Origin of the sequence: Anaerocolumna sp. (assembly GCF_032079385.1) — a bacterium.
Taxonomy (GTDB): Bacteria; Bacillota; Clostridia; order Lachnospirales; family Lachnospiraceae; genus Anaerocolumna.
In genome coordinates this window covers 1-13981 of the sequence record NZ_DAMAUC010000033.1, presented here as the reverse complement: position 1 = coordinate 13981, position 13981 = coordinate 1, and the positions used below count along the sequence as shown (strand labels likewise).

9 protein-coding genes are annotated in these 13981 nt (G+C 35.5%); all 9 read left to right on the top strand.

Going from position 1 to position 13981, the window contains the following annotated elements:
* Positions 1 to 164 precede the first annotated feature (164 nt).
* The 9 genes from RT261_RS18820 (at position 165) to RT261_RS18780 (ending at position 13709) form a co-directional block, all read left to right on the top strand.
* Complete coding sequence (locus tag RT261_RS18820) at positions 165 to 1520, top strand: ABC transporter substrate-binding protein (RefSeq protein ID WP_313134664.1); 1356 nt, start codon at positions 165 to 167, stop codon at positions 1518 to 1520.
* Positions 1521 to 1600: 80 nt separating this feature from the next.
* On the top strand, positions 1601 to 2515 hold the full coding sequence (locus tag RT261_RS18815; protein ID WP_313134663.1) for a carbohydrate ABC transporter permease: 915 nt from the start codon (positions 1601 to 1603) through the stop codon (positions 2513 to 2515).
* Positions 2516 to 2528: 13 nt separating this feature from the next.
* On the top strand, positions 2529 to 3386 hold the full coding sequence (locus RT261_RS18810; RefSeq protein WP_313134662.1) for a carbohydrate ABC transporter permease: 858 nt from the start codon (positions 2529 to 2531) through the stop codon (positions 3384 to 3386).
* 44 nt (positions 3387 to 3430) lie between these two features.
* Complete coding sequence (locus RT261_RS18805) at positions 3431 to 5458, top strand: DUF5107 domain-containing protein (RefSeq protein ID WP_313134661.1); 2028 nt, start codon at positions 3431 to 3433, stop codon at positions 5456 to 5458.
* Positions 5459 to 5949: 491 nt separating this feature from the next.
* A complete protein-coding gene (locus tag RT261_RS18800) occupies positions 5950 to 8340 on the top strand; it encodes a ribonucleoside triphosphate reductase (protein WP_313134660.1) in 2391 nt (796 codons plus the stop codon).
* A 421-nt stretch (positions 8341 to 8761) separates the two neighbouring features.
* The gene (gene thyA / locus RT261_RS18795) at positions 8762 to 9610 is read left to right on the top strand and encodes a thymidylate synthase (protein ID WP_313134659.1); all 849 of its coding nucleotides are present in this window, start codon (positions 8762 to 8764) and stop codon (positions 9608 to 9610) included.
* Between the two features lie 288 nt (positions 9611 to 9898).
* A complete protein-coding gene (locus tag RT261_RS18790; RefSeq protein WP_313134658.1) occupies positions 9899 to 10390 on the top strand; it encodes a dihydrofolate reductase in 492 nt (163 codons plus the stop codon).
* A 433-nt stretch (positions 10391 to 10823) separates the two neighbouring features.
* The gene (locus RT261_RS18785; protein ID WP_313134656.1) at positions 10824 to 12848 is read left to right on the top strand and encodes a methyl-accepting chemotaxis protein; all 2025 of its coding nucleotides are present in this window, start codon (positions 10824 to 10826) and stop codon (positions 12846 to 12848) included.
* Positions 12849 to 13016: 168 nt separating this feature from the next.
* The gene (locus tag RT261_RS18780; RefSeq protein WP_313134655.1) at positions 13017 to 13709 is read left to right on the top strand and encodes a Crp/Fnr family transcriptional regulator; all 693 of its coding nucleotides are present in this window, start codon (positions 13017 to 13019) and stop codon (positions 13707 to 13709) included.
* Positions 13710 to 13981: the final 272 nt, after the last annotated feature.

Sequence of the window (13981 nt, the reverse complement as noted above, 5' to 3'; positions counted from 1 at the left end):
ATATGTTCTGTATTTAGTTGTAATTCAGAAAAAATAGGTTTCCAATAATGGAGGGCATATTTATATAATGTTCCCCCATACCCCTTACTTAGAGTATTTATTATAATGAAAGAGCATAAGAAATGTAACATGTTGATGCAAAATTATAGGAGGAGGGAATTTAAATGAAAAAAAGAATGTTAGGTTTAGTGTTAGCAGTAACCATGGTGGCAATCAGTGTAATGGGATGCGCTTCAAAAGCACCATCAGAGGATGAACAGACGGTATCCACTAGTGATACGGATAAAAAAGAAGAGAGTGAAACTAAGGGAGGAAGTAATCTTAGTGACACAATCGTTTACTGGTCTATGTGGCAAGAGACAGAACCCCAGGCATATATTTTAAAGAACGCAATCGCACGATTTGAAGATGCGAATCCGGATTGTAAAGTAAAAGTGGAGTGGTCCGGAAGAGGAATTAAGGAATTAATCCTGCCTGCATTGGAAGTTGGAACACAAATCGATATTTTTGATACGGATCCTAATAATTTATATAGTGCTGATCCCAGCAAATTATTAAATTTGGACGACTTCTTTGTGTCAAATTCTGCACAGGGAACAACCACAGTGAAAGATTCGTTATTGGAGGGACTTGTAAACTTTGATGAAGAATTAGGAAAAGCAGTTGGTTTGTCCGGGTATCATACCGTACCTTATTCTCCTTATGTGGTAAGTTGGTTCTATAACAAAGAACATTTTGCCAAAGCAGGAATTGATAAGGTCCCTACCACATGGGAGGAACTGGATTCGGCTTGTGAGAAACTGGTTGCGGCGGGCTATACCCCTATTACCATTGATGATGCATACTTAGACTTAATTTTTGCTCATTATTTACAAAGAGCAGTAGGTTCAGAAAAAACCATAGCATTAGCAGACAATAAAAATGCGAATGCGAAGGAACTATGGAATGATCCATTGGTTCTTCAAATGCTAAAAGATATGGAAAGCTTTGCAGCCAAAGGCTATTTTTCAAAGTATATTGATACCAATATTTATCCGGCAGGTCAGGCTGAATTTGCACTTGGCAACGCATCTATGACAATCAATGGCTCTTGGTTTCCAGCAGAAGTAGCCAATATTGCAGAAGATGATTTTCAATGGGGTCAATTTGCATATCCGACAGTAAGTGGAAGTAATGTTCCGATTACAGAGAATACCATAGGTGGACAATCCTTTATGGTAAGTGCAAATACAAAGAACAAAGAAGCAGTTTATGAATTATTAAGATATTTTATATCAAACGAAACCCAACAGGAGTTTTTAGAGAATGGATTGGTTCCTTGCACCAACGATATCCAGTGGCCGGAAGAGGTTTCGGAGCAAAAAGAAATTGTAGCAAATCTTACTGGAAATATTCAATGGGCAGCAGGAATTGAAACAGATTTTGGTCTTTCCGTAATTTTAACCGAGGTTACTAAAGTAATTGGTGGAAACCAAAGTGCAGCGGATTGTTTATCTAATATTCAGAAAGAATTGAACTAAGGAATCTATTTTATGTGAAAAGGAGAAGAGGGATAGGATAAAATCCCTCTTTTTCAAGTAAGAAAAGGGAGGAAACTCGTGTGAAAAAAGGCGAACGCAGAATGATTTGTGCATTTATACTTCCTATCGTGGTGGTTTATCTTGTGTTTTATTTATACCCAACCTTTCGTACCGTCTATATGTCATTTTTTGAAACCAGTACATTATCCAGCCCTTCCAACACATGGAAGTTTGTGGGGGTTAATAACTATACATCTCTCTTTGAAAACAATTTGTTCGTGACATCCTATAAGAATGTATTGCTGATATTGGTAATAGGAGGCATTGCAGTCTTTACCATTGCATTATTTTTTGCTACGGTCATGCAGGGTAAATTCAGAGGAAAGAGTTTTTATAAAGCTGTAATCTACTTGCCCAACATTATAACTCCAATAGCATTGGCAGTAATGTGGACACAATACATATTTAGCAATAATTTCGGATTATTTCGAAAGATATTCACTTTCTTAGGACTAGAAAAACTTGCTGCCATTCCATGGACTTCTCAAAGTTATTCTTTTTGGGCAATGCTCATTGCCTTTTGTTTTGGATCTGTAGGCTATTATATGATTATCTTTATGGCTGCTATGGAACAGATACCCAACGACTATTATGAATGTGCAGCTCTAGAGGGTGCAAAGAAATTTAAAATCTTCTTTAAAATTACGCTTCCTCTCTTAAAAGAGACTACGAAAACCGCAATAATCTTTTGGGCAGGCGGGTCCATTAATTTCTTCCTTTGGTCTAGAGTATTTAGTGCCAATGTATTGAATAAAAGTACCCTTGTACCTGCAAGTTATATGTTCACTCTTGCTTTTGGAACCAGTCATGCAACGGGAGCCGGTTCTTTACAGGTTGGTACGGCTACTGCAATTGGTGTAATTTTAACACTTTCCATACTATTTGTGTACATCTTTGTTTATCTAATCTTTGGTAAAGAAAAATACGAATACTAGATGGAGGCGGATGATGAAAGAAAAATTAAGCATATCAAAATTAAAAAATATAAACCTTATCAATTTGGTTGGAAGAACCGTTATAATCCTTTGGGTTGTGTTTATCTTTGTAGCAATCGGTTGGGTTTTTGGCGCATCCTTAAGTACGACGAAAGAGATTTTCTCAGATAGTGTACTTCGTTCAGGACTGCATTTTAGTAATTATATTCGGGTTTTTGAAACCTATAATGTGTTTAAATATTTTATAAACAGCGTAATTTATACGACGATTGCCTGTGCAGGTGTTATTGTGCTGGTAGCACCCGCATCCTATGTCTTGGCGAATTATTCGTTTCCCGGCAAATATATTGTTCGCAGTGCCTATGTATCTACCATGGGAATTCCGGGAATCATGCTGATGATTCCATTGTTTATGATAATCAGCAAATTGGGTTTGAATAAGACACCTATGGCACTGGTACTGATTTATATTTGCACTAGTGCACCTTTTACGGTATTTTACCTTTTTGGCTTTTTTTCATCCTTGCCAAAGAGTATTCAAGAAGCGGGATTAATCGATGGATGCTCTCATATAAAGGCGTTCTGGAAAGTGGTATTTCCTCTTGCGCAGCCAGGCATCATTACCGTAACTATATTTAATTTTATAAGTCTTTGGAATGAATATATGTGGGCATTAATTTTTGCAAATACAGATAATCGGAGAACATTATCCCTAGGTCTGCAAGCAATCGTAGATGGAATGAGATATTCCGGGGATTGGTCCGGTTTGTTTGCGGCTGTGGTAATTGTATTTGTTCCGACCTTCCTGATTTACATTTTCTTATCGGAAAAGATAATGTCAGGCATTACGGGGGGAGCAGTAAAGGGTTAATTATGGATGTAGAATAACATTGTATGGCAGATATGGAGGAGAATATGAGTATTACGTATACCGTTATGTCAATTAAAGGCTCTGAATTATCGGAAGCAAATCCGTTACCTTTTTACAAGAGTTTGGAACGCAATAGTATTTCAGATGAAGATAGAAAGAGATTCCGTTTACATGGAGATGCAGATCAATTATTTGGGTATGAAACAGCACCAAGGTTTCTGCCATATAAAGTGCAGGACCAATATAGCAGAAAACGCAGTGAAACCATACAAAAAGTCATTATTCTGGAAAATGAAATATTAAAAGCAACGTTTTTATCGGAGTATGGAGGAAGGCTGTATTCTCTGTACCATAAGCAAATGGAAAGAGAATTATTATTTAAAAATCCGGTCATTCAACCAGGAAATTTGGCAATATTGAATGCATGGATCTCCGGTGGTATTGAATGGAATGTAGGGCAATGCGGTCATAGCTTTACTACTTGTTCCCCCTTGTTTTGTGCGGTTCTAAAAGATGATAAGGGAGAAGACTTTTTAAGAATGTATGAGTATGAGCGATGTCATAATTATTTTTGGCATTTGGATTTTCATTTACCAAAAGGAAGTAAAACATTGAATATGTATGCAAGAATTATCAATGATCAAGAAGAAGACACTTCTATGTATTATTGGAGTAATATTGCGGTGAAAGAAGAGAAAACGGTAAGAATATTTTCTGGTGCAGAGGAGGTAATCTATCTGGATGCATATAACCACCGAGGATTTGGAAAGGGGATAATGCCGTATTTGCCTAGTATGCCCGATAAAGATGCCTCATACCCTGCGAATTTTGAGTTCTCCAATGAGTATTTTTTTCAAACAGCGAAAGAAGAGAAAGCACCGTGGGAAGCTGCCGTCTATCCGGATCACTGGTTGTTTTTTGAACGTTCTTCCAGTTTATTACGCTATCGCAAAATGTTTTGCTGGGGAACCCATCACGGGGGACAACGCTGGAAAGATTATTTATCCGAAGAAGGGGAAGGGGATTATGTGGAGATACAGGGAGGATTTGCTCCTACCCAGTTACACGGAATGATTTTAGAAGGGGACTCCAGCTTAGAATTTGTCCAGTGCTTTGGCGGCATAAATAAAGAAACAACACCTTATTATGATAATGATTGGACCATGGCAAAGAATCGATTAAAAATGGATGTTGATGCCTTTATTTCAGAGGAATATGTTACGGGCTTATTGAAAGAATTAGGCAAATATGCGGATAAGAAACCGGAAAATATTATTAATTATGGCAGTGGATATGGTGCATTGGAGGCACATAGGCGTAAGATACAATCGGAAAAACCGATACCGATGGGAATTTACTTTCCCCACACCAGTATAACAAGGGAGCAAAGAGAATGGCTGCATTTATTAGAGCAGGGATATCTGCCTGATATGGATGCATTCGAAATTCCTTCTTCTTACATGATACAAAAGCCTTGGGAGGAGTTACTCCATAAGAGTCTTACTATGTCAAAGGGACAGAATTGGCTGACTTACTTGCATCTTAGTATCATTCATATGGAAAAGGGAGAGCACGATATAGCAAGGAGCATGGCTGAAAAATCAATTAAAAAATCACCCAATGCTCTGGCATATAGGAATTTGGCACTTCTGGAAAAATATCGCGAAAATGTGAAGGGTGTAATGGAGTCATATCAATTAGCCCTCCATCAAATGTCAAATCATAATAATCCTTCCATAATAACAGAATACCTCCAATTCTTATTATCTGAAAACAAAGCAGAAGAACTTTGGGAATGTTATCAAGACCTGCCAAAGCATCTCCAAGACGAAGAGCGTATCTTCCTATGTGCTGTCAAAGCTGCTTTAATCCTGGATAAACTTGACTTTATACCAAAGGCATTTAAAAGAGAGTATGCTTATATTCGGGAAAATGAAACGAAATTATCAGAGATATGGCTGGAGTATTATAAAAAGTTAGAAGAAATAGGTGGAAATCAATTAAATTTGACGATGGACGAAGTAGAAAAATTGCATCCAATTCCCAGAGAAATCGATTTTAGAACATTATAGGATGCTAAAGAGCCAGATTAGAGGTTAGAAGAGGCTGTTGCAAAATGAATGTATACCAGATATAGATTATGATATTAACCCAATCTTCTATATCTGGTATCTTTATTCCATTTTACAATAGCCTCTTTCTCAAAATGTTAAATTTTCCGCTAATAAACTTATTTACGACAATTGAAGGTCGTGTGTTAATACGTAAAATATAATTAACCAATATTTCTTATAAATTAAATGAATAGTTCATGTTATTCTAATATTTTATGAAATAGCCTTATGTGTAATAAAGATAAATGGAATTCGTCTGAATAATCTGATATTTTAAATGTAAATAGGAATTATGCACTAAAATTAACCACAATATATAGTGGTGAGAGAAAAATAATAAGCACATATTGTATTTAATAGTATTGACGAACTACTATATTTTTGATAGTATATTAATCAAAGGCTATAGATGGCTTTGGTGAATAATGGAATTAGGAAGGAGATTTAAAATGATTAATGTAGTAAAAAGAGATGGGGAAATTGCTGGGTTTAATCTGACTAAAATAGCAGAGGCAATTTCAAAAGCATTTGAGGCTACTGACAAGTTTTATACCGATGACATAATTAATCTACTTGCTTTAAGAGTTACAGCCGATTTTCAAAATAAAGTAGAAGATAATAAAATACATGTGGAAGATGTACAAGATAGCGTTGAGCACGTATTGGAGCAGACAGGCTATACTGATGTGGCAAAAGCGTATATCTTATACCGTAAGAACAGAGAAAAAATCCGTAACATGAAATCTACCATCCTTGATTATAAAGAAATTGTTGACAGCTATGTAAAAGAAGAAGACTGGAGAGTAAAAGAAAACTCTACCGTAACCTATTCTGTGGGGGGATTAATACTACATAATTCAGGTTCCATTACAGCAAATTACTGGTTGTCTGAAATATATGATGAAGAAATTGCAAATGCACATAGAAATGCAGATATTCATATTCATGATTTGTCCATGCTTACCGGTTACTGTGCAGGATGGTCATTGAAACAGTTGATTCAGGAAGGTCTTGGTGGAATACCAGGTAAGATTACATCATCACCTGCAAGCCATTTATCTACACTATGTAATCAGATGGTTAACTTTTTAGGAATTATGCAAAATGAATGGGCAGGTGCGCAGGCGTTTTCTTCTTTTGATACCTACTTAGCTCCTTTTGTAAAGGTTGATAATTTAACTTACCGTGAAGTAAAACAGTGTATTCAATCCTTTATTTATGGTGTAAATACTCCTAGCCGTTGGGGTACTCAGGCTCCTTTCTCTAATATTACCTTAGACTGGACGGTACCAAATGATTTGGCAGAACTTAATTGTATCGTTGGCGGCAAGGAAATGGATTTTAAATATAAAGATTGTAAAAAAGAAATGGACATGGTGAATAAAGCTTTTATTGAGATTATGATTGAAGGAGATGCCAACGGCAGAGGCTTCCAATATCCAATACCTACCTACTCCATTACAAGGGATTTTGATTGGTCCGATACGGAAAATAACCAATTATTATTTGAAATGACTTCAAAATATGGTACTCCATATTTCTCAAATTATATTAATAGTGATATGGAGCCAAGTGATGTGCGTTCCATGTGCTGCAGATTAAGATTAGACCTTAGAGAACTTCGTAAGAAAACCGGCGGTTTCTTTGGTTCCGGAGAAAGTACCGGTTCTGTTGGTGTTGTAACCATTAATATGCCAAGAATCGCTTACCTTGCAAAGGATGAAAAAGATTTCTTTAAGAGATTGGATAAAATGATGGATGTATCCGCTCGTTCTTTAAAGGTTAAGAGAAAAGTTATTACAAAACTATTGGAAGAAGGCTTATATCCTTATACTAGACGTTATCTGGGTACATTTGAAAATCATTTTTCCACCATCGGATTAGTTGGTTTGAACGAAGTGGGACTGAATGCAAATTGGTTGGGAAAAGATATGACTGATTCAGAAACCCAAGAGTTTTCTACAAAAGTATTAAATTATATGAGAGAACGTTTATCTGATTATCAGGAAGAATATGGTGATTTGTATAATTTGGAAGCAACTCCTGCGGAATCTACCAGCTATCGTTTGGCAAAACATGACAGAAAGAAATGGTCTGATATTAAAACTGCCGGAAAAGAAGGAGATACGCCTTATTATACCAACAGTTCTCATTTACCGGTTAATTATACGGCAGATGTATTTGAAGCCTTAGATATTCAGGATGAACTTCAGACTTTATATACCTCAGGAACTGTATTCCATGCATTTTTAGGTGAGAAGCTGCCGGATTGGAGGGCTGCAGCTAAACTGGTTAAAACGATTGCAGATAACTATAAGCTTCCTTACTACACATTGTCTCCTACTTATTCTATCTGCAAGAATCATGGATACTTAGTTGGTGAACATTTTACTTGTCCGGAATGTGGAGCAAAAGCAGAAGTTTACAGCCGTATTACCGGTTATTACCGTCCGGTTCAAAACTGGAATGAAGGAAAATCACAGGAATATAAGAATAGAAAAGTATACGATGCAGGGAATTCTAATTTGAATGTAAAAGATATTTTAGTTGCAGATGCTGCCAAGTATTCCATACAAGAAGAGCTGTGTGCTACTAATGAAGACGGGGCATATTTATTTACCACCAAAACCTGCCCTAACTGTAAATTGGCAAAGGAATTTTTAACGGGAATTCCATATACTGTAATTGATGCGGAAGAGAATCCGGAATTATCAAACACATACAATATTATGCAGGCTCCTACTCTTGTTGTCGTAAAAGATGGAGAAGTTAAAAAATATGCTAATGTGTCAAGTATTAAGAAGTTTGCATTGGAACAGCCTGTTGGAATAGAATCATAGTAAACTAGTTATATAAAAGGACGTTTGATTAATCAAGCGTCCTCATATATAGTGAATATGAAGTAATCAAAGAATTTGCCGGGTCTGCGATTACTCAGGTATGTAATTTTAGACTATGAGCTATCCCCCTTTGCCAATGGAGGATAGCTTATTTTTTACTTAAGAAGGCAGACTGTTCTAATATATTCAAAAACTAGAATGAAAGACTGGAATTAAATTTTCTATTCCAGTCATTAATTTTGCAATCGGTTTGACCATTAAAAAATCAAATGTTATAATAAAACGCAGTGAATAAAGTATATGATGAAATGCTCACAGGCAAGCTTATTTTTATTAAGGGCGGTGTGCAAGAATCATAGGCGAAAAGACATATTCAGTTAAAAATCCAGATTAATTTTTAGAGCACGGAAAGGAGACACCCATGAGTTTAGCGGATAAAATATTTATAGATATGTGTAATGACATTCTTGAAAATGGTTGTAGTACAGAAGGAGAGAAGGTTCGCCCAAAATGGGAGGATGGTTCTTTTGCCTATACCATTAAAAAGTTTGGAGTGGTAAATCGATATGATTTATCCAAAGAATTTCCTGCCATTACTTTACGCAGAACTGCGATTAAAAGCTGTATTGATGAAATGTTATGGATCTGGCAGAAGAAATCCAATAATGTACATGAGTTAATCAGCCATATTTGGGATAGCTGGGCAGATGAAAATGGCTCCATTGGTAAAGCTTATGGGTATCAGCTGGGAATTAAACATAAGTATAAAGAGGGCGAAATGGATCAGGTAGACAGAGTTATTTATGACCTTAAGAACAATCCATATAGCCGTAGAATTATGACAAATATATATGTGCATCAGGATCTTCATGAGATGAATTTGTATCCTTGTGCATATAGTATGACTTTTAATGTAACGAAATCAAAGAATAGCGGCAAACTAAAATTAAATGCTGTTTTAAATCAACGTTCACAGGACGTGCTGGCAGCAAATAACTGGAATGTATGCCAATATGCAGTACTGGTACATATGCTGGCGCAAGTATGTGATATGGAAGTAGGGGAACTGGTTCATGTAATAGCAGATGCCCATATTTATGACAGACATATTCCTATTATTAGAGAGTTAATTGCCAGACCTACTTATGATGCACCCACATTTTGGATGAATCCGGAGATTAAGGACTTCTACCAATTTACTGTTGATGACTTTCGATTAGAAAACTACGAAACAGGTCCGAAGGTTGAGAATATTCCTGTTGCAGTATAAAGACAAACAGCTAAAGTTTTAGTAAAGTTGGGTTATAATTAAGTCAATAGCAGTTACTACCACGATTTAAATGCAAGTCAAATCATTTGATTCTGCATTGCCAGACATATGAAAGTCCGGTGAGGTAATCTGCATATAGTTAGATATTTCATGATGGCAATAAAGTTAATAAAAAGAGTAAAGATCAGTAAAAGAAAATATGGAAAGAAAGGATGCCGCCGTATATGGATTCTTTTACTGCAATTATGGCAGCTTCACAAAGAATTTGTGATAGTTTAGGAAATATAAATGAATATTATAGTAGCAGTTGATAAAAATTGGGCCATTGGTTATCAAAATAAATTATTAATCAGTATCCCGGAAGATATGCGTTTTTTTAGAGATGAAACGACCAATAAAGTGGTGGTAATGGGAAAACATACGTTACAAAGCTTTCCCAGTGGGAGACCGCTAAAAAATAGAACCAATATAGTCTTAACTACAGACAAAAGATTTCAGGCAGAGGATGCTATTATTGTTCATAGCATGGAGGAAGCCTTAGAAGAGATAAAGAAATATAAATCAGAAGATGTCTATATTATTGGTGGGGCTGAAATTTATAATCAGTTTTTAGATTATTGTGACGTAGCCCATATTACAAAAATTGATTACGCTTATCAGGCAGATACTTATTTTCCAAATCTGGATGAGAAAGAAGAGTGGACAGTGGTTGCTGAATCCGATGAGCGAACTTATTATGATATGGAATATCAATTTTTCAAATATGAGAAAAAGAAATAAATACAGGCTTATTTACCAGCATTTCTTTTAGTATTATAGTTCTTATCAGAGATTGAGAATCTAAATTAACAGGTATATTTTTATTAAATCAATAAGGATTGAATCCGTTACAGTGATATGCAGCCTTTGAAATAGACAGTAATATATTAACTGTTTACAACAAGGTAATATATTACAGTGTTGGATTCAGTCCTTTTTGGTTGCACCCATTATTATTCCATAAGTATATATTACTATTTCATAAAACTGGTGCTTATTTTTAAAGTAAATTGGATTAATTCTCAACTATTTTTGATAAATGCTATGATAAATTAGTTCTAGTTCTGCTAAATTTTTCAATTGAGAATTGTGTTGAATTTATTCATATAGTATAATTTAATTAGTCGAATTTTTATGGTTTTTGTAGAAATTATATACTATGGAGGTATCTATATTGAAAAAAAATGCGTTGGGAATTAGGGAATCTAAGGGAATAAGTATTGGTATTAAGTTAATGGCACAGATTTTTTTATTACTTTTGATTGTTTGCAGTACACTGACACTAGTATCTTACTTAAAAAGTTCGGCAGAAATGAAAAATAGTATTAGGGACAATCTTACAAGCAGTGTAAAAAGTAATGCTGAGTTATTTTCACAGGTACTTTCACAAAGAAAAGCTGAAATGGAGACACTTGGAAGACGCGAAGGTATTACAAGTATGAATTGGGCCCTTCAGGAGTCGATTGTTGTAAGCGAGACAGAACGATTGGGCTATGAAAGAGTTCAGATATCTGCACCGGATGGAACAACCAGAGTTACCGGAAAGGATCCATTTAATTTATCGGAAAAAGAAAATTTTAAGTTATCTATGAAGGGTGTTACAAATATTACGGAACCTTTATTTAGTGAATCTGATAATAAATTAATTTTAATTGTAACAACACCAATCGTAGATGAAAATAATACTATTTTAGGTACAATCGGTGGTGTTATTACAGCCAATCAATTAAATGAGATAGTACAAAATATAGAGATAGGTAATGGGGGCTATGCCTATATTATTGATGAAAATGGAGTAAGAATTGCAGACAAGGATATTGCGGTTGTTGAAGAAAAGAGAGTGGACGTTGAAACCTTTGCAGCAGAACCGGGATATGAAAAATATGTGGAAGTACAGAAGTCCATGATGGAAGGGAAAGCAGGCTTTTCGGAATACACCTATGAGGGTGTCAAATACTTTGTTTCCTATTGTCCTATTGAAGGTACCACATGGTCTTTTGCAGTCTGTCTCCCATCTCAGGAAGGATTAAAAAGTATTGATAATCTGAAGAACTTTATGATAAGTATAACAATCCTATTCCTTATTATTGGCATAGGTGTAAGTATGGTAATCTCTATCAGCATAAAAAAGCCTTTGAATAAGATGAAAACATTTGCATTAAATCTTGCCAAAGGAAATCTCACAGAACAAATTGATGTGAATAGAAAAGATGAATTTGGTCAAACTTGTACTGCATTAAATCTTGCGAAAGGGAATATGTGCAAACTTATAGCTGGAATTATTGATAAATCCCAGGAGTTAAGTGCAGCTGGGGAAGAACTTACGGCTACCACGGAGGAAATAACATCACGTTTTGGTACAATTAATGTTTCTACTGTTGCAGTGGTATCCGATTCACAAAATAATATGGATTCTATAAATGACATTATGTCTGCCGTAAAAGAAATTACAGATAACATGAATTATTTAAATGAGCAGACTAATAGGCAAAGTAAAAATTCAGAGAGCTCTAAAAACAGGGCAATTGCAGTTCAGAAAACTGCCCAGGATGCAATTCAAGCCAGCCGTGAGATTTATAAGTCACAACAGCAAAAAATAATTGACGCAATTGAAGCAGGTAAAGTGGTAGAAGAGATTAAAGTAATGGCAGATGCGATTGGCGATATTTCCGAACAAACTAATTTACTTGCATTAAATGCTTCTATAGAGGCTGCAAGAGCCGGTGAACATGGGCGTGGATTTGCAGTTGTTGCCAGTGAAGTTGGCCGATTAGCCGAACAAGCTCAAAATACGGTAGCCACCATTCAGACCACAATTGAAAAAGTACAGGATGCATTTAAGAATCTTTCTGAAAATGGGCAGCATCTATTAAGATTTATTGATGAAGAGGTACAAGGTCAATTTGATGCATATCTAAATACCGGAGAACAATATTATGATGATGCAGAAGCCTTACATCAGATGACCGTTGAATTCAATGATTTGGTTAATAACATATCAAATTCCGTGTCATCCGTAAATAATGCAATTGTTGATGTAAATGATAGAACCAGTAAGTCTCTTGACAGTACAAGCGAGATTCAGATACAATTAGGACATACAGTAACCGTAATGAATGATGTAGCTCACACTACGGAAAATTTAGCACAGCTGGCTATGGATCTTACTGAAGCCACCATGAAATTTACTGTTTCCTAAATAATGTACGGATTAAATTAAAAAGCTTGTTACATAAGTAATCTTTAATACAAAAAAATTTAATCCAGGATTGAATGTAGGAAAGTCAAAACTTCTTTCATTTATGCTAAATAAAAATTGTGGCTATGTGATTTGGGAATCAATAGAGAATAAAAGATAGGAGTTATCATGAAAGACATATTAAAGACGTTAGAACATAATGTACTTTTTAAGGGACTGACTTCTTCCGAAATCGAAACTTTACTTGTATGTTCCCAAGCGAAGGTAGTTGAATATAAAAAGAATCAACTCATATTCAGCCAAATGGATCCCCCAAAGTCTCTTTATGTTTTAATGACTGGGTCCGTATCAGTATGTAAAGATTCACCGGATGGAAGAAGATATATCGTTACCAACATAGAAGAAAAGGATATATTTGGAGAAGTATATGTTTTCTTAGAAAATACAGACTACAGTTATTACGTAGTTGTTAATACAAAATCCTGGGTATTGGAAATACCAAAAGATTTTTTCTTTCATACCTGCAGCCAGGCTTGTGATGGACACTCTAAAATAATTAAAAACATGCTTGGAATATTAGCACAAAAAGCATATTTCTTAAATAATAAAGTTCAACTATTAACAAGCGGAAGCTTAAGACAAAAGATAGCCAAATATTTATTAGAAAATTGTAATAACACAAAATATGTCCAGTTAAGCATGAATCGGGAACAATTTGCAGCTTATCTGAATGTAACAAGGCCTTCTTTATCAAGAGAATTAATCAAGATGCAGGAAGATGGCCTCATAGAGGTAGACCGTGATATGGTCAAAATTATTGAACTGGACGAATTAACCATGAGCGTAAAAGGCATGAACTAAAATTAGACAAATAAAAATTTAGACTACGAACAATAGTACGCTTTGCCTGGGGGTATAGAGAACGCAGAAAGTGTTACTGGGCCTTTCATAATGACTTAATTTATATTTTGTAAGGATAACGTGATGTTATAGGATAAATTTTGCTACCTTTCCCTCGTGCGGCATGGCCTTTGTAGAGCCTCAAAGCGCATGACAAGTATCGCAGAGGGCGATACTTGTCACTGAGTCTCTAGTCGGCCATAAACAGCCTTCTCGGTCGGATGACGCCAAAT